At 56.9% G+C, this 18,047-nt stretch carries 15 protein-coding genes and 1 tRNA gene; 2 read left to right on the top strand and 14 right to left on the bottom strand.

Annotated features, from left to right (window positions below; genetic code table 11):
- Positions 1-157 precede the first annotated feature (157 nt).
- A complete protein-coding gene (gene leuS, locus VEG30_15875) occupies positions 158-2,719 on the bottom strand; it encodes a leucine--tRNA ligase (GenBank protein ID HXZ81407.1) in 2,562 nt (853 codons plus the stop codon).
- Between the two features lie 132 nt (positions 2,720-2,851).
- A complete protein-coding gene (locus tag VEG30_15870) occupies positions 2,852-3,835 on the bottom strand; it encodes a deoxyribonuclease IV (GenBank protein HXZ81406.1) in 984 nt (327 codons plus the stop codon).
- Between the two features lie 258 nt (positions 3,836-4,093).
- Here VEG30_15870 and aroF point away from each other — a divergent pair, with 258 nt between their 5' ends.
- Together aroF and VEG30_15860 are read left to right on the top strand one after the other, a co-directional pair.
- Positions 4,094-5,170 carry a 3-deoxy-7-phosphoheptulonate synthase gene (gene aroF / locus VEG30_15865; protein ID HXZ81405.1) on the top strand — a complete coding sequence of 359 codons (1,077 nt, stop codon included), beginning with the start codon at positions 4,094-4,096 and terminating at the stop codon, positions 5,168-5,170.
- 31 nt (positions 5,171-5,201) lie between these two features.
- Entirely contained in the window at positions 5,202-6,341 is a 1,140-nt protein-coding gene (locus VEG30_15860; protein HXZ81404.1) for a beta-propeller fold lactonase family protein, read from the top strand.
- Positions 6,342-6,432: 91 nt separating this feature from the next.
- Here VEG30_15860 and VEG30_15855 read toward each other — a convergent pair whose 3' ends face one another.
- The 12 genes from VEG30_15855 to VEG30_15800 all read right to left on the bottom strand — a co-directional run bounded on the left by VEG30_15855 (position 6,433) and on the right by VEG30_15800 (position 18,011).
- Positions 6,433-7,368: a hypothetical protein gene (locus VEG30_15855; protein ID HXZ81403.1), complete on the bottom strand. Its 936-nt coding sequence runs from the start codon at positions 7,366-7,368 to the stop codon at positions 6,433-6,435.
- Between the two features lie 208 nt (positions 7,369-7,576).
- Entirely contained in the window at positions 7,577-9,049 is a 1,473-nt protein-coding gene (gene ftcD, locus VEG30_15850) for a glutamate formimidoyltransferase (GenBank protein HXZ81402.1), read from the bottom strand.
- A 30-nt stretch (positions 9,050-9,079) separates the two neighbouring features.
- A complete protein-coding gene (locus VEG30_15845; protein HXZ81401.1) occupies positions 9,080-9,688 on the bottom strand; it encodes an acyloxyacyl hydrolase in 609 nt (202 codons plus the stop codon).
- A 137-nt stretch (positions 9,689-9,825) separates the two neighbouring features.
- Entirely contained in the window at positions 9,826-10,572 is a 747-nt protein-coding gene (locus tag VEG30_15840; GenBank protein HXZ81400.1) for a YebC/PmpR family DNA-binding transcriptional regulator, read from the bottom strand.
- Positions 10,573-10,941: 369 nt separating this feature from the next.
- Complete coding sequence (locus tag VEG30_15835) at positions 10,942-11,421, bottom strand: AI-2E family transporter (GenBank protein HXZ81399.1); 480 nt, start codon at positions 11,419-11,421, stop codon at positions 10,942-10,944.
- 128 nt (positions 11,422-11,549) lie between these two features.
- Complete coding sequence (locus tag VEG30_15830; GenBank protein ID HXZ81398.1) at positions 11,550-13,331, bottom strand: hypothetical protein; 1,782 nt, start codon at positions 13,329-13,331, stop codon at positions 11,550-11,552.
- Positions 13,332-13,545: 214 nt separating this feature from the next.
- Positions 13,546-14,631 carry a putative sulfate exporter family transporter gene (locus VEG30_15825; protein HXZ81397.1) on the bottom strand — a complete coding sequence of 362 codons (1,086 nt, stop codon included), beginning with the start codon at positions 14,629-14,631 and terminating at the stop codon, positions 13,546-13,548.
- Between the two features lie 31 nt (positions 14,632-14,662).
- On the bottom strand, positions 14,663-14,791 hold the full coding sequence (locus VEG30_15820; GenBank protein HXZ81396.1) for a hypothetical protein: 129 nt from the start codon (positions 14,789-14,791) through the stop codon (positions 14,663-14,665).
- Positions 14,792-14,825: 34 nt separating this feature from the next.
- Positions 14,826-14,901, bottom strand: a tRNA-Cys gene (locus VEG30_15815).
- A 2-nt stretch (positions 14,902-14,903) separates the two neighbouring features.
- Positions 14,904-15,680: a uroporphyrinogen-III C-methyltransferase gene (gene cobA, locus VEG30_15810; protein HXZ81395.1), complete on the bottom strand. Its 777-nt coding sequence runs from the start codon at positions 15,678-15,680 to the stop codon at positions 14,904-14,906.
- Positions 15,677-16,294: a bifunctional precorrin-2 dehydrogenase/sirohydrochlorin ferrochelatase gene (locus VEG30_15805; protein ID HXZ81394.1), complete on the bottom strand. Its 618-nt coding sequence runs from the start codon at positions 16,292-16,294 to the stop codon at positions 15,677-15,679. Before VEG30_15805 ends, cobA begins: the two co-directional genes overlap by 4 nt.
- Positions 16,295-16,307: 13 nt before the next feature.
- Positions 16,308-18,011, bottom strand: coding sequence for a nitrite/sulfite reductase (locus tag VEG30_15800; GenBank protein ID HXZ81393.1), 1,704 nt, complete (start codon positions 18,009-18,011; stop codon positions 16,308-16,310).
- Positions 18,012-18,047: the final 36 nt, after the last annotated feature.

The following is an 18,047-nucleotide window of genomic DNA, read 5'->3' as shown; positions in this document are numbered from 1 at the left end:
CAGTGGAAGGCCGGCCCTCGTTCAGCCGGAGCAAATAGTACTCGCTTCCCGAACATCGGTCTACGCCCGATCTTTTGTGTCAACAAGATGAGCGAAAACACCATGGATTACCCCAGAAGGGACGGCTGTGCGGCCCGGCTCGGGACGCTGAGCCCCGCTACGTAATCACAATGTTCACCAACTTCTTCGGCACCACTACGACTCTTACGATCTTCTTTCCTTCCAGCGCCGATTGGGTCTTTGGATCCGCCAACGCCGACTGCCGCACCGTATCGTCAGTAGCTGACGCTGGAATCACAATCCGACTGCGCAGCTTGCCGTTGATCTGCACGGGAATTTCGATTTCTTCCTCTGCTGCCAGTTTGGGGTCGAACTCCGGCCATTTTTGCCGCAAGAGCGATCCCTTCTGCCCCAAGACCTCCCACAGTTCGTGCGCCAGGTAAGGAGCAAACGGGGCCAGCAACAGCACCAAACTCCGCTCGAGGTCAAACAAGAGTGCTTTCGGGACAGCGCCTTTCGCTATTGCCCCTTCCGCCGCATAGAGCTCATTCACCAGCTCCATGATCGCCGCCACGCAGGTATTGAAATGCCAGCGGCCTTGAAAGTCATCGCTCACGCGCTTAATGGTCTGGTGCAGTTTGCGCTGCAGATGCCGCGCTTCCCCAGAAAGGGGCCGGCCATCTGTTGCGACCGGTATGGCTCCCGCCCTGGCAAAGCGGGTCACGAATCGGTACACCCGGCCTAGAAAACGATGGACGCCCTCCACCCCGGCGTCCTGCCAATCCAGATCGCGGTCCGGAGGTGCGGCGAACAGCGTGTACATGCGGGTACTGTCAGCGCCATACCGTGCCACCATTTCGTCGGGGGCGACGGTATTCCCCAGACTCTTGGACATCTTGGCCCCACCCTTGATCACCATCCCTTGCGTAAACAGGCGTTCCACCGGCTCGGTCACGCTCACCAGACCCATGTCGTGCATAACCATAGTCCAGAAACGTGAGTAAATCAGGTGCAGGATGGCATGTTCCACTCCACCGATGTACTGGTCGATGGAAAACCAGTAGTCAGCGATCTGTTTGGCAAAGGGAGCCTTGTCGTCTCTAGAATCCGTATAGCGGTAAAAGTACCAGGAGGAATCGACAAAGGTATCCATCGTGTCGGTTTCCCGACGGGCCGGTCCGCCACACTTCGGGCAGGTTGTGTTGACGAACTCAGGCACCTTGGCTAATGGCGACCCGCCGGTCAGTGTGATCTCCACGTTGTCCGGCAACAACACGGGCAAGTCCTTCTCGGGCACTGACACAATTCCATCAGTCGGGCAATACACCATCGGAATAGGCGTTCCCCAATAACGCTGTCGAGAAATCCCCCAGTCCTTCAAGCGGTATGTCACGGCCGGCTTGCCAAAACCCTTCTCGGCCGCATATTCCGCCATTTTGCGGATCGCCTCTTCGTTGCCCATGCCGTCAAACGGGCCGGAGTTGATCAACAAGCTGTCTTTCGCAGTAAACGGCAAGAGTGAATGCGCCTCTTCCTCGCCTGATTCTGGCGGTTCTCCCTTACGCCGCGGCAAGATCACTATGCGGATCTCCAGCCCATATTTCTTGGCGAAATCGTAGTCACGGTCGTCATGCGCGGGAACGGACATAATCGCGCCCGTGCCATAGTCCATCAGCACGTAGTTGGCGACCCAGATCGGTACCCGCTCCTGGTTGAACGGATTGATGGCGTAACGGCCGGTAAATATGCCGTGCTTTTCGATCTCGCCAACGTCTCCAGCTTCTTTTGCCTTCCGCTGTTCGTTAAGCAGAAATTCGACGGTGGCCCGCAACTCGGGATCATGCGCCGTAAAGTCCGCCACCATGGGATGCTCGGGCGCCAGCTGCACCGACGTCGCTCCGTAGATCGTGTCGATGCGCGTAGTGAATACAGCGATGTTGTCGCCGGCCGGCCCGGCCGGACCATCCAGCTTGAAATCCACAAGAGCGCCTTCGCTACGGCCGATCCAGTTGCGTTGCATGGTCCGCACTTTTTCCGGCCACCCATCCAGCTTCTCCAAATCCTCCAGCAACTGCTGCGCGTAGTTGGTGGTGCGCAGGAACCACTGTTCCAGCTCGCGTTGCTCCACCGGCGTCTCTTCATGACGCCAGCAGCAGCCGTTGACTACCTGCTCGTTTGCCAAAACTGTCTGGCACTCCGGACACCAGTTCACTTTGCTCTTTTTGCGGTAAGCCAGGCCACGCTCGTAGAACCTTAGGAAGAACCATTGGTTCCAGCGGTAGTACTCCGGCAGACAGGTAGTGACTTCGGTGGACCAATCATAGGAGAAGCCCAGGCGCCTCATCTGCGCCTTCATGGCGGCAATATTGGCCAGCGTCCACTCTTTGGGAGGAGTATTGTTCTTTAGCGCCGCATTCTCTGCCGGCAAACCAAAAGAATCCCAACCCATGGGATGCAGCACGTTGTAGCCCTTCATCCACATATAGCGGGCCAGCGCATCGCCGATCGCGTAGTTACGCACGTGCCCCATGTGCAGTGCCCCCGAGGGATAGGGCAACATCTCCAACACGTAATATTTCTTTCGATCGGTGCCGCGCTCCGCCTTGTACAAGTCGGGGTCTGCCTGCCAGCGCGCCGACCACTTCTCCTCTATACGCTGCGGATCGTAACGGTATTCCTGCTTCTCAATCTGCACTTTGGATGAGCTACTCTCAGGCATTTTATGATTCCTGATCTCTCTACCAGTCAATTTTGAAATTTTTCCAGCATCATTGTGGCAAGAGGGCGCTCTATTGCAGCTCGGTAAGTCGGGTCTTGCCGCCGGCAGGTACGAACGAGATGATTCGGGTCTTCAAGATGCTTTCGATTTTACAACTTTCCCGGTGCTACCGCGCCGTTCTTGCAGTGACTTGTCCCGCACCAGCCTCTTCAATATTCCCACATTGCGACGATCGTCTCCCGGTTCATCGATCGGAGTCTCGGCAATGAATGCCGCATGCGCCGTTCGCTGATCGTTCAACAAGCGGCGAAATGGCTCCAGTCCAATCGTGCCCTCCCCTATGTGCTGGTGGCGATCTAAACGCGATCCCCGGGTCGTCTTGGCGTCATTGCAATGCCAGACTCGCACATTCTTCAAGCCCACGGTTGCGTCCAGCCGGGCTAGTGTGGCTTCAAACCCAGCTTGGCTGAGAATGTCATATCCCGCTACGTGCGTGTGACATGTATCGATGCAGACAGCCACCGGAACGATTCCATACAACTTTTGCCTCAACTCAGCTACCTGTTCGAACGACCCTCCTAGCGAGAATTCCGCTCCCGCAGTGTTTTCCAACAATATAGTCAGGTCTCTGCTCTCCAGATTCAGGCCGCGGGTAGCCTCAGCAATACTCGCTGCCACCTCTTCCAGTCCTGCTTCCCGGCTCATCCCGCGAAAAGAACCGGGATGCACCACTAGGTACTCAGCGTTCAGCAACAGAGACCGTAACACCTCTCCTCGAAAAGCCTCTACTGACATGCGATGGAATTCGGGGTTGACTGCCGCCAGGTTGATCAGGTAGTTGGCATGGACGACCAGCGGTTTCAGCTCATATTTTTCGCGCAATGCCGCTATCGCGGCTGCCTGCCGGACCGATATTTCGTAGGGCTTCCACTGGCGCGGGCTGGTGGAAAAGATCTGGAACGTGTTGCACCCCAGCCGATAAGCACGTTCGGCGGCCAGTTCCACCCCGCCGGCAGTGGATGTGTGGATTCCGATGCGTCGTGACGTGTACCACGGAGGCTCCTTGGGTGGCGGTTGCCGCAGCACGTCTCGTTCCTTAATTGCAAGCCTAACCATGCTTCGACTGTAGCATCCTGGGCTTTTCTTCGGATAGGGTTCCCGCTGAAACGTCAAAGGAAGGTCCTCCGCTCAAAGCTCAGAATTCCTCGCAATAAAGGCAACTGCGTTCATCCGCGAGATCTCTGCATCGCCTGGCTTTTATTTGACCCGGATGGCTACACCAAACGGCTGATTACCTCAGGGGCTTGGTGAAATACTGCAGTTCATTTGCGGGGACGCCAGAACCCAAGTAAACTGAGGCTTTCCGAGGTCTCTATGCTGGTCGTGATGAAGGCGCACGCCACCGACGAGGACGTGCGCGCGGTTTGCGAGCGGATTGAAAAACTTGGCTATCGCGCTCATCCTATCCCTGGGGCACAACGCACGGCGATCGGCATCACCGGTAACCAGGGTGTGGTAGAAGTCGGCGCGTTGGAAGAAATGGCTGGCGTGGCGGAGATCATTCCCGTCTCCAAGCCCTACAAGCTGGTCAGCCGCGACGTTAAGGACGACCGCAGCGTCATCCGTTTTGCCGGTACTGAAGCCAGCATCGGCGGCCCGGAACTGGCCGTGATCGCCGGTCCTTGTGCCATCGAAAATCGCGAGCAGGCCTTTGCCATTGCCGAACGCATAAGCCGCGCCGGAGCACGTTTTTTCCGCGGTGGCGCTTATAAGCCGCGCACCTCACCCTATTCCTTTCAGGGCCTGGGCCTCGATGGCCTGCGTATCATGGCCGAGATCCGCGATCAATTTGGCCTACTCATCGTCACCGAGGCCATCGATAACGAATCCCTCGATCTGGTCGACGAATACGCCGACGTCATCCAAATTGGCGCTCGCAACATGCAGAACTTCTCACTGCTCAAACGCGCCGGCCGTGCCCGCCACCCGGTGCTGCTCAAGCGCGGTATGTCCGCCACCTTGGAAGAACTCTTGATGGCGGCGGAATACATCATGAGCGAAGGCAATTACAACGTGATCCTGTGCGAGCGCGGAGTGCGCACCTTCGCCGACCACACTCGTAACACTCTAGATCTCAGTCTGGTTCCAGCCGTCCAGCGGCTAAGCCATCTGCCCATCGTTGTTGATCCGAGCCACGGTACCGGTAAACGCAACAAGGTGACGCCACTCTCTCGTGCAGCCGTGGCCGTGGGCGCCGACGGTCTGATCATCGAGGTTCACCACGATCCCGACCGCGCTCTCTCTGACGGCATGCAGTCCATCTTCCCCGATCAATTTGATCTTCTGATGAGCGAGATCCGGCAAATCGCGCCAATCGTTCATCGTTCTGTCGGCACTGCGCCAAGTTTGCCAAAAACAGTTTTACCGCAGGTGTCCCGGAGCTCGCGCTGAGCGCCAAAGCTGACCTGTATACTCTCAGAGCTTGATCGGCAAGATTACAACTCTGATATCACTGCTCGCCCTTGTTCTTTCAGGATGTCAGCGGCATCATCGAACGATCCCCGCTGGCTACCATGAATTCGCCTACGTCAGCAACGGCAAGAGTGACAGTGTCTCGGTGCTGGATCTGCTTGCATTTCGCAGTGTCAAAGTCCTGACGGTAGGACGCAATCCCACTGGTGTTCGCGCCAGCCTCACGCGAAATGAGGTGTATGTCGTCAATACCGAATCTAACAATGTCAGCGTGATCGATGCCGAACGAAACGAAGTGGTCGCTACGATTGGCGTTCATCGTGCGCCTTACTTCATCGATGTGAGCAAGGACGGCCGGCGCGGTTACATAGCCAATTCCGGATCTGCTAATGTGTCGGTTCTCGACCTCATTAATCGCAAATTGGTTGCCAACATCCGCGTGGGCGCTGCGCCCGGACTGGCGAAGGTTTCCCCAGACGGAAATGTGGTCGTGGTCTCCAATCGCGGCGACAACACCGTCTCGCTAATCGATGCCGGGACCCTTCAAGTCCGCGGCGCTATCGCAGTTTGCAAGCAGCCAGAAGACATCGCGATTCTTCCAGATTCGAGCAAGGCCTTCGTTGCCTGTACAGGATCCGATCAGGTGGCATCAATCGATTTGAAGTCTGCTCAGCTCCTGGCCGTGCTCGATGTCGGAAAAACACCCATCCACCTTGCCTTAAAGCCCGATGGCGGTGAGATCTTTGTCTGCAATTTTCATTCTTCCAGCGTGTCCGCAATCGAAACTACCGCGAATGAAATCGGCAACACCTTCCTGATCGGTAATAACCCGGTGCGGGCAGTGGTCAGCAGCGATAACTCTCTGCTCTATGTCGCCAACTTCGGATCAAATACCGTTTCAGTTTATGCCATCGACATGGGCAGGCTGGTGGGAACCATCCCGGTCGGAAGCCAACCCGATGGCCTGGCGCTCACTCCTGATGAGAACTTCCTACTGGCGCTCGACACCCAGTCCAACGACGTTGCGGTGGTACGAACGACCAAGCTTCCCACCGGTTCGAAGATCAGCGCTGAACGCGCCCTCTTCACTATGATTCCCGTAGGCGTCCAGCCGAATGCGATTGCTATCAAGGCATTTCAGACAGAGTGAGCGCTGAGGGCAATTGCCTGTCGTGTGATCTCCACTTGTTCAAAAAAAGAAGGGGCAGCAATTTGCCGCCCTTTGATCTAAGGCAGATCGTCTAGCGTGATACGGCCGCAAACAATGGCGATTGCAGCAGGGACTGGAATTGCTTGTCATCAGTCTTGAAATGCAGCCGCAGCAAGGAACTGTCGGAATCGACGGTGACGTTATCCAGCGCCACTTTTTCAACCGAGCTGGCGGTCATTTTCTTGTAGAGTACACCCGCCTTGATCAAGGACGAGAGGGTTGCGGCTGTCATGTTGTCGGAGGTGAGCACACCCAGATCGAAGTTGACCCCGCCGGTGAAATCCATTGTGTAACGGGAACCCAGCAGGCGCTTCTTTACCGCGTTGTAATCCGTCAGCTGCGCCGCATCGCCCAGGGTGGAGCGCATCATGTTCTGGGTTCCCACCGCATCCAGTACACTCCACACATCGCCTGACTCCACGCTGGCGATCATGTCGCTAATCTCCGGGTTGCTGCTCAGGTTGTCGGCCTCCCCATCGCGCGCATCCAGCGCGCTCTTCACAGCAGTCCGTTCCCCAAAGAGCATGGTGTAAGCATCTAGGAAAGTCATTGCCATGCCATTGCTCATTGGATAAATGCGCGAGGTGCGGTACTTCTCGGGCGTGATCTTCTTGAGCTTTATCCGCTGCAGCAGTTTGCTGCTGGGAATCGGCCCCTGCGCGATGCCCACCAGATGAGGCGTGGCGTTATCTTTGACTCGGAAGGCGGCAAACACCAACTGCTCGACATCCTGGTCCGGATTCAATCCAAAACTTCTCAGCGAAGCTTCGAATTGCTTGAGATTATCAGGCAGCACGCGTTCCTTTAGCGCCATCGCGGTGGGCGAATTGTGCAGCGCGCGGTAATCCACTGAAATAATCTGTTGGATGCGCGCCGGAATGACGGTTCGCGTGGAAGTACCCATAGCAGCCCCGAAACTCAGGCTTCCGCTCAGCAATAGCGCGAAGAGATACCCAAAACGCCTCATACGACCTCTCAGGTGCTGGTACAGACTAAGATGCGGTTTCCTGTCTAGCGGAGAGATTGCAGAAACATTCTATCCGAAATTGGGTATGGATTTTAGGACTGATTCCTCGAAGCGAACCCGTCCGGACATGCCCGCATGGACCCGCGCGCAGCTTGGCGTACAAGCTTCCATTGCCAAGATTAAGCCGAGGAGCGCCAAAATTGCCCGTCTAGCTGGTGAGCGCTGCCACTTTGTTTCGAACCTCTTTTACGAAGGCCTCGTCTTCCAACTCTCCCAGATTGATCTCAACATTTGCCAACGCTCCCTTCACGGCAGCCTCGGCGAGCGCCTTGGCTACCGTCAAGTCGGAAGACATCTTGGGGTTCGTGATCGGGCCCAATTTCACAGCGATCTCAACCACTTCCCGTGCTTGCTGCGCCACTTTCAAGGGGACGCTGGTTGCGCCTTTCAAGGCATCTGTAATCACGCCGGTCTCGTTTCCAGATTCTCGCGCCTGTTTGAAGGCCTTGACTACATTGTCGTAAGAGGCAGCATCCGCATCTATGGCAGCTTTCAACTCCTCGCGCAGCCATGAAAGCCGCGCGATGGCTTCGCTTAGCTCGCGCTCATTCTGTACATAATTCTTCTTCCCCCGCGACATGGCTGCCACCATGTGCGCCAGTCCAGCGGCCATCGCGCCTGCCGCTGCGGCGGCGCTGCCTCCTCCCGGTGTCGCAGTAGGAGCTGCCAGTTGCTCCACGAACGGCTCAACCCCTGCGCGCAAGCCCCCCACTGCCATTTTTCCACCCATGATCGCGGCCAGCCGGTTTTCCAGAATCAGAGAGGAATCAAAGTTCTCTACCTGCAGGAACCATTCAGCCGCATCTTCCAGGGCTTTCTTGGGGATCAGGCCGACAATCTCACTGCTTACCGGAGCCACGCCGTACCGCGCAGCTTCCCTGCGCACGAATTCAAAGACGCGGCCAATCGGAGTCTGGTCAAAATCGGTTAGGTTCATCGAGACTTGCGCCAGCCCACGTACCAAGAAACCCGCCCCCTTCACATAACGCAAACCACCGGACGAGAACCGCACTGCCTTCGCCACTTTCTTCGCTATCTCAACATCGGGCGTGTTCAGGAAAACGTTATAAGCGATAAGAAACTTCCGCGCTCCCACCACTGTCGCTCCAGCCGTCGGATGCACGCGGGCTTCGCCCACATCTGGTTTCCGCACTGGATTGGTGGCGATTTCATCGCGAATACCTTCAAATTGCCCGCGCCTGATATTCTCGAGATTCTGCCGCTCCGGCGTGGTTGCCGCCGCTTCGTAGAAATAAACCGGAATCTGATAACGCTTCCAGATCTCGTCGCCCACGCCTCGAGCGATTTGCACGCAATCTTCCAGACTCACGCCTTCAATCGGAATAAAGGGCACGACGTCGGCCGCCCCCATGCGGGGATGCGCCCCCTGGTGGCGATTGAGATCGATCAACTCGGCGGCTTTCCCAACCCCGCGGATGGCTGCCTCTGCGATAGCCACGCGGTCGCCCGCAAGCGTGATCACGCAGCGGTTGTGATCGGCGTCCATTTCTCGGTCCAACAGATAAACGCCTGGCACCTTCATGGCTGCAACAATTGCATCCACTTTGCCGGCGTCGCGGCCTTCGGAAAAATTGGGGACGCATTCAACAATGGTGGACATGTCTGACCGACGCTCTAACAAATCAGAATCTTACTTGAACCAGGTATATCCCACACGAAACTGCATGGTGGCATTGATTCCCGGATTGTGGTCTCCCATGCTGGCATTGGAAATATGGGTGATATGAACTGACAGATCTACTGCCTGCCGATTGGAGCGCATAACGTAAATCCCAAATGCTCCTCCTGGCAGAAAATTCACCCGCGACGTATCCCCAGGCGGCACCTCCTTGGTAGTGAACAGAACTCCGCCCTCGGCTTCAAAATGAGGAATAATCCGCGGATTGGCGGTCCAATTCCATTTAAGCACTATGGGATTGAATGCCCCGCCGTAGATCCATTCACTCGGTCCGGACGTGTAAAACAAAGACTGCCGGACTTCGTAAATAGGCATCAGATCGGCAGCCCATTCAAACGTCCCCCGAAATCCGCCGGTGCCGATCTCGTTGGTCAGCACGCGGCCGATGCGGGCGCCTGCACTAATGAATTTGAACTCCGATGCACTGCCAAGCCCTGTGCCACCGCCGACCCAGGGTCCAAATTCCCAGACCGGTTGATGCAGCGGACTCTCTGCCGAATTTTGTGCTTTCCCGCACGGATTTGCGATCAACAGCAACAGGACAATCCCGGCAATCCTCATCGACCCTCTGCTAATCTCTTGCTGACCAGATAAAGAATGTATCAGGCGAGCACGATAGGAATCGAGTCCTACTCGCATCCAGCTGACAAAAGAAAAGGCCGCCACTTCGGCGGCCCACTGTCGAATTCGGTCGAAGCCTACCCGGCCACTTCCTCCAGTTGCTTGATGTCCACGTCGAAGTTCGACCACACGTGCTGCACATCATCATGATCGTCTAAGGCCTCAATCAGGCGGATCATCGTGTTGGCGGCCTGGCCCTCCAGTTTGATGTAATTCTGCGGCACCATCCCAACTTCTGCAGTAGTCGGGGTAATTTTAGCTTTCTTGATCGCCTCCAAAACGCTTTCAAAACTCGAGGGATCGGTCAGGACTTCCCAGGTCTCCCCGTCGTCCTTCAAGTCCTCGCCGCCATTCTCCAGCACGATGTTCATCAGATCGTCTTCTTTGGCCGCAGATTTCGGAACGACAATGTCACCCTTCTTGTGGAACATCCAGGCCACCGCACCAGCTTCGGCCATGTTGCCACCGTTCTTGGTAAAAACATGGCGAATCTCACTCACGGTGCGATTGCGGTTATCGCTGGAGATCTCCACCAGCAACGCCACGCCACCCGGGCCATATCCCTCAAGTGTGAATTCTTCGTAAGAGACGCCAGGCAGCTCGCCGGTTCCGCGCTGTATGGCCCGTTTGATATTGTCTGCGGGCATATTCTCCGCCTTGGCATCGGCCACCGCCTTGCGCAGACGGGGGTTCTTGTCGGGATCACCGCCGCTCTTGGCTGCAATGGTGATTTCCTTAATTAGGCGAGTAAAAATCTTGCCGCGCTTGGCGTCCAAAGCGCCCTTTTTATGCTTAATGGTGGCCCACTTTGAATGGCCAGACATAGTGCGACCTCGTTACGTAATCGATAACTTGAGGGAGTCTGATTCGAGAAGCCGGCGAGCGCCGTTCATGATGCGCCCCGATCTTGGCTGCCAGAAACCGACCGAACCAGCTGATGATTATACCATTTGGACAGTGCTTGTTCCTCGATCGGATATCGTCAGAGACCACTCGAAATACCGTCGGATCGCTGACTGCGACAAAAGACTGTGCTTAGGCGGCATTCGCCAGCGCCGCATCTTCGGCGGCATAAGGAGAATTCGCATCCGTGTCCCCGCTTGTTTTGCACTGAACTCCGGGCCTACCGAAGGGGGGCATGCTGAGCCCGGTTGTCGGGCGAAGCATCCATGTTTTTCCTTCACCCAAAATCCCTACTGTGCCGCACTCTCCCGCTTTTTCGCCCGATAGGTAAAGAACACCGCCAGCAGAGGGGCTGAGATGAGCACTCCCCAAAAGCCTAGAAATAGTCCCAGAACGATGGGAACGGTGAGCGAGGCCCAGATGGGCACCTTTGCCGTCCGCTTCATGATCACCGGCTGCAATACGAGTCCGTCCACCACAACCACCACGGCATACAGGATCAGCAGGTAGAGCAGTTTCTGCCAGTTGCCACTGAAAACGCCCGTCAGGCCTGCAACTGTGGCTGGTCCGATTATGGTAAGCACACCACCCACATTAGGCACGAACTGGAACAAACCTCCCAGAATCGCCCACAGCGGAGCCCAGGGGATTCGAATGATGGATAATCCCACCAGCCATAACCCAGCCACTGCCAAAGCGTCATAGGTTTGCGCGATCAGCCAGCGCTTTAGTGCGCCTCCGGTGATATGAACGTGTTCCCAGAACTCCATGCGATCTATGATGCCTTATTGGGGCAGTCAGAAGGGCAAGGAAGTTACGCTCGGATGGCCCGGTTCACAAGCCCAGCTCAGCCTTGTCATTCAGCCCAAGGGCGGGGAATATGCTCTTGCCGATCGCGTCAGCTGTGGTTTTGTTGCACAACGGAAGAGAGTTCGCTTCGCACCTGCGCGAGCATTGTGGCGTCTCCTCCACTCGCGGCATTGAGCCAGCTTTCGATCGTATTAGCGAGTGTTTGCGCCGCTCCTACTGCACTAGCTAAGTTCTGCCCCTTGTCCTTAGCCTTCTGAGTGGCCGCATACAGTATGTAAGTCTTTGCCGCGGCAGCGTCGCGAATCAACGAGGAAAACGGAATATCGGGTTCCAGGAAAGCCTTCACTTCCGGCGCCGACAACGGAACTGGAAGCGTCCCGAAAGTCAGGTTAATCGGGCCAATGCTCGGTTTCGATTTCTCGAGGTGCGCCAGTCCTGCCTCGATCTGCTTGATGCAGAGATCCAGGCTGCGACGGACCGGCTCCGGCAGTTGCGGACTCGGGTTGAAGCCATTAGCCGGCTTCTTCGACGCACTCTCTGCGGGTTCCTGGGCGTCAAGATCGTGCCCCGCGGAAGCATCCTCGATAGCAGGACTCCCAGCCGAGCCGTTGATAGCGGAAGTATTCTCAGCAGAATGATCTTCTACAGAAGCCTTCTCTACCGCAGTCGTCTGAACCGCTTTCCCTAGCTGTTCCAAGGCAGCATCCGTCGTACCCAGTGGCAGGTTCGGTATTTCCGGCCGCAGTTCAAGCTCCGCTTTAAGAACTTCGATTTCGCTTTCGAGCGTTCTAACCTTTTCCGCGAGCTCTGCTTGACGCGCCTCTGCCGAGACCAAGGTCGCCTGCAACTGCGACGCCTTCTGCTCCCAGGCTGCCTCTAGCATGCGGCGGACTGCGGCAGTGTCCATTACCGGGCCGCTACCATCTTCGCTAGCGCCGGCTGATTTCGCTTCCGAGTTAGTGTTCATGACCCCTGATTCCTCCGCGGATCCCCTGGCAGCCGATTCCGCTTTCCGCACGGCTCGCGTCACGGCCTTCTTCAGCGCCAGCACCTGAGCATACGGCGTCTCCGTGCCATATTCGGACACGCGTGGTGCCTGCCAGCGCTGGCAGATTTCCTTTACGCTGGAGATCGGTTCAATCGCGGACAAGTTTGCTGCCGTGCAATCTACGCACTCTTCCCCCATCATCGCCAGCTGATCAAGATCAGCTTCGATTGCCGCCAGGTCGCTCTTCATCAGCTCTGAGCAGCGGCGGCGCAGCAGGTAGTTGAGACGCGTGCAGGCCACCAGGTTTGCTGGTAGCAGGTATTCATTGCCTAATCCCGCCTTGAAGGACCTCGCGCGATCCATGATCGCCCGCTCCTTCAACTCCTCCAGACTCTTGGACTCGGCTAAGGCCGTGACCAGATCCTCCAGCTTCGGGTTTTGCTCCAGTTCGCTTCGTGGAACTCTCCCGATGATCGGCAGCAATACCTCGGCCACGTCGGCCAGCGATACCTCTCGCGTATGAAATTCCTTTGGCGCTTGCGCTCCGAAGTAATGTGCTAGCAGAAAGTCGATCTTGCCGCGATCCGCCGCACTCTTTACCCGCTTGTCCAGATAGCGGCCCAGCAGGACACGTATTTTTTCGCTGGAATCTCCCAATGCCGAACTCTGCGTCAATAGGCGGAGCTGGTAGGTTTGAACGCTCTGGTCGAGGCGATCCATCCACTGCTCGACCTGCGGCAAAGCCCGTGCCGCCGCTGACGCATCGTGCGCGGGTGCGGGCTCCAGACCGAAGTGGTCGGCAAATTGGGTGTAGATCGAAAGCAACTTAGCCAGATCAGCCGGCACGGCACTCTCAGGGGCGCGGGTTAGCGTCGCACTCATGGGGACTCTCTCACACCACAACCGTTATGTGCGCTCGGGCGCACCGATCCCCATCGGGACCGTGCCGTTTAGTTTTGTTCCTCAGAAGGATCCAGGCAAGTTACAAAGGGGAAAGGCAGGGTAACCGGACAAGCGCAGCCAGCCAGGCCAGGGAAAAACCGGCCGAAAGGACGTGATTTCTGCCTAAGTCCGTCTCTCGGCCGGTGGAATTCCTCTACAAATGGAACAAGGCATTGGCTCCAACTACCAGGCCCAGGGTTACAACCGCGATTGCGATCTCTCCCAGAGCGCCCACCACAAACGGCCGTAGCCCCTGCTTGCGCATCTCCCGAAAGTTGGTCCGCAAGCCCACGCCGGCGAAGGTCAGCAGAAATGCCCATCGTGATAGGTTCGCCAAATTACCGAGCTGTGCCTTATTAAACGCGTGATACGTAGCGAGAACCGAAATCAGAAGAAAGCCCAGAACAAACTTGGGAAACTTCTGCCATAGGAACCAGCCCTTGTTTCGCACTTGCCTGGCCTGCCCAAGTCCTGCCCAGTAGATAGCGTAGGCCAGCACCACAAATCCGATCATGGCATTGCGTGTGGTTTTTGCCAGGACCGCGATCTTGCTGGCAGTATCCGAATAAAGCGCACCGGCGGCGGTGGCTTCGGCAGTATTGTCGACTGCTAACCCGGCCCACATGCCATATGCGTGATCGCTCATGTGCAAGCTGTGCCCGATCAGCGGAAACGTGAATAGCGCTAGCGCTCCTAATGCCAGGATGGCGGCAATCGCCAACGAGGAATCCTCGTCGTCTGCATCGATCGCGCCTCTGGTCGCGATGATTGCTGATACTCCGCACACCGCCGAGCCCACCGCCAATAGCGAAGTCAGCTTAGGACGAAGCTTAAATGCCTTCCCCAAAAGGGTCATGAGCGTGATCGCAACCACCAGCTCGATCCCCACCAACGCCAGACTGATACCACCCAGCCTCGCGACATCTCCCAGCAGGAACCTGGATCCCAGCAGCACGATGCCCGCCTTCAGCCAGAATTCGTAAGTTGCGATCCCAGGCCGAAAAAATTCCGGAATGGTCAGGGTGTTCGAAATCACTAACCCGATCGCGATCGCCCAGAGCACGTACTCGATGTTGGGCACGGTCAGGTGATGGGCTTTGGAATAGGTATTGATCGTCTGCTCCAGCACTTTTCCGGCATAGCCGATTGCGCCCAGCAGCAGCACCCCCGGCAACAGGCGCAGCACCTTCCAAGTGGAACTGAGTGGTTCTACTCGCGGTAAAGCAATGGACCCGGCCATAAATATCTCCCCCTGTATTTTTCTGCCCCATTTACCAGGGCACGTGCTTCAAGATTCCCGCTCGCACCAGTACCGCTGAAGCCAACGCAATCAGCACTGCCCAGGCATCCAGTGAAAGACGGAACTTCGACTTGCTACCTGCCTCTGTTTGTGCACTCATGACCCCTCCTTGTTAAATTGCACTGCTTAAATCCTGGAGCACCGGGCGGGATTCGAACCCGCGAATAGCGGTTTTGCAGACCACCGTGTTTGCCTCTTCACCACCGGTGCCCTCAAACTTCAAATCGCGGGAGAGACAGTTCTCGCTGCAACTCTGGCCGCGTCATCATCGAACGGAACTCTTCCACCGACCCCGCCACCCAGCCCACGATCAACACCGCAGGAGCGGGGGGCGTGGCAATCCTCAACAAATCCCCCAGATTCGTAAAACGGACCTGCTCATTGCTACGGCTGGCCGATGACACCACCACGCACGGGGTCTGCGTCTCAAGCCCAGCCTCCATTAGCAATTCTGCAATTTTCAGGTAGTCCTTACCCGGCATGTAGACGACGAGCGTCGTGTCGCCGCGCGCCAGCCTTAGCCAGTCACCTCCCAGGTTCTCCACTCCCCGATGGCCCGTAGTAATGAGGAGACTCGAAGCGCAACGCCGATCGGTGAGTGAAATTCCCGCTGCGGCTGCTGCCCCACTTGCAGCCGTGACCCCAGGAACGACTTCGTATTTCACTCCCGCTTCGCGAAGCGCTTCGATCTCCTCGCCCGCACGGCCGAAGACCAGTGGATCTCCGCCCTTCAACCTCACTACGGTTCGATCCGTCTCTGCAAACGAAATCAGCAGTCCGTTGATTTCGTCCTGAGTCAGCAGTTTGAGCCCGCAGCGCTTGCCGACATCGATCACCCTTGCGACAGGCGAGATAAGCTCCAACACTTCACTGCTGACCAAGGAATCGTGCAGCACGACGTTCGCCTGCTGCAGCACCCGCGTAGCTTTCACTGTAAGCAGCTCCACATTGCCCGGCCCGGCGCCCACCAGATACACAGTTCCTCTCATTGCGTCCCTTCCTGCACTTGATGATGAGATTTGCAGCTGGCAAAGGTCTCGAAGCTCGTGTGGCTGGCAACACGATGCAGAATTTTCTTTCGTTCCTCAGAATTCATCTGGCTGGCAAACAGGTTGTGCCTGACCGCGCCGAGCCAATCCAGCCATGCACCATATTCCTCGCCAAATTGCGCTTCTAACTGCTTTCGGAGCCGCTGCGCCAGGGCTGGACTCAGGCCTGCAGTGGAAATTGCGATCTGCAGCTTGCCCCGCCTCACCACTGCCGGATAGTAGAAGTGGCAATGATCGGGATCATCTACGGCATTGCAGAGCACGCCTTTCTCTTGCGCAACCTGGAATACAGCCTCGTTTACTGATCGCTCGTCGGTAGCGGCGATCACCATGAACGCCCCGTTTAAATCAGCAGGCTCAAATGTCCCCTGACGCCAGCCGATCCGGCCCCGAGCGATGATCTTCGCGATCCCCGGTGTCAATTCAGGCGCGACTAGCCGCAGGCGAGCTCCAGCCGACAGCAATCCCTCCAGCTTGGATTCGGCGATCGCGCCGCCGCCGATCACCACGACCTCGCGACCCTCAAGCTTCAGAAAAATCGGAAACAGGTTCATGCTCATATTCGAGTTATCCCTCGATTCCGGGCGGGACTGTGCCCATTGCCATATCCCGTGCGACCGCAGCAATCAGACCTCCTGCCAGGAAAGTTCGCAGTTCGTCATTGGTGTGCCTGGCAAAAAACTGCCGCAGATTCTCGCCCTCGTGCCGCAGCGCCTGATAGCTACTCAGCAGGCGTTCCATTGCGTCCGGAACCTCTGAAGCGAGGCAGCGATATCCAACCGCACGCGCTATCGACTGCTGCTTACCCACTGCCCCGCCGACACAGAAGTAATAGGCATCCACCAGCTGACCATTCACCTTGATCTTCTTTCCCTCCAGACCGATGTCCGCGATCCAGTGCTGTCCGCAACTGTTCGGGCAGCCCGTGACGTTCAGCTTTAACTGCTGATCGAAGCCAGGTAGTCGTTCTTCCAGTTCTTCTACCAACCACCGCGTAAAACTCTTGGTCTCGGTGATCGCCAATTTGCAGAACTCCGACCCCGTGCAGGCAATCGCGCCCCGCCAGAACGGCGACGCGCTCGTTCGCAGCCCAATTGCTTCCAACTCCCGCGCCAGCGCCTCCGCCCGTTCCTTGCGCACATTCACGATCACCAGGTTTTGCATGTTGGTGGTTCGCAGCTCACCTGCCGCAAAGCCTTCGGCCAACTCTGCGGCAGCCAACAACTGCTCGGCTGAAATTCTCCCGCGCAGCACCGCAGCCCCTATGTAGGAATACCCATGCTGCTTTTGCGGATGAATTCCCACGTGGTCCCGATAGACGTCCAACGGAGGCTCTTCCAGTTCCGCGGGATCCAGCTTGAATCCGATTCGGCTGTGCAACTCTTGCAGGAAGCTCTGCGCTGTCCAACCGTGCTTCAGGAAAAGGAACTTCAGACGAGCCTGCTCTCGGCTGGTGCGCAACATCGAGCTGTCACGAAAAATCTCCGCAATCCCCTTCACCACCGCCTGGACCTGATTCCAGGCAACAAAAGCATTCAAGCGCTGGGCAAAGTACGGATCTGTTGAGAGCCCGCCTCCCACCCGCAGCGAAAAACCGACCTCCTCGCTGCCGTTTCGTGTGCGAGAGATTGCGGTCAATCCAATGTCATTAATCTCTGGATAGGAGCACCATACCCGGCAGCCGGTGATGCTGATCTTGAATTTCCGTGGGAGGTTGTAGAATTCCGAGTTGCCAACGAAAAAGCGATTCACGTCCAACGCCAGTGGCGACGCATCGCAGATTTCATCAGCATCAATTCCAGCCAGGGGGCAGCCAGTAATGTTGCGCGTGTCATCGCCACAGGAGCCCATCGTGGTCAGTCCGGCCCGCCATAGTTGCTCCAGCAGATCGGGGAGATCCTCAATTCGAACCCAGTGCAGCTGAATATTCTGTCGAACGGTGATGTCGGCGACTCCCCTTGCATATTTCGCTGCCAGATCGGCGATGGTGCGCAATTGATGGCTCCGGAGCAAGCCATTGGGAATCCGAATCCGCACCATGAAATAGGGAAGCGCTTTGCCTTCCCCGCCTGTTCCGCCTACCGCTCCAACACCGTCGCCCTGAGTGTACACACCCCAGAATCGGAAATAGGTCCCCAGCCACTCCGGAGGGATTGACTGCCATCCCTGGCGGGCGAATTCCCGGATTTCGTGCAGGCTCTCCCACGCATTTTTGGCGCGTTTGAGCCGCTCGATCCTCGCGGCTTTTGTCTCTTTGGTAGCTTCCGGCATAAGTTCAGTCCCAAAAACAAAAAGGCCCACGTGCTT

Source organism: Terriglobales bacterium (genome assembly GCA_035624455.1).
Lineage (GTDB): Bacteria > Acidobacteriota > Terriglobia > Terriglobales > Acidobacteriaceae > DASPRM01.
The sequence above is the reverse complement of the archived record's forward strand: the minus strand, read 5'-3'. Positions and strand labels throughout refer to the sequence as shown.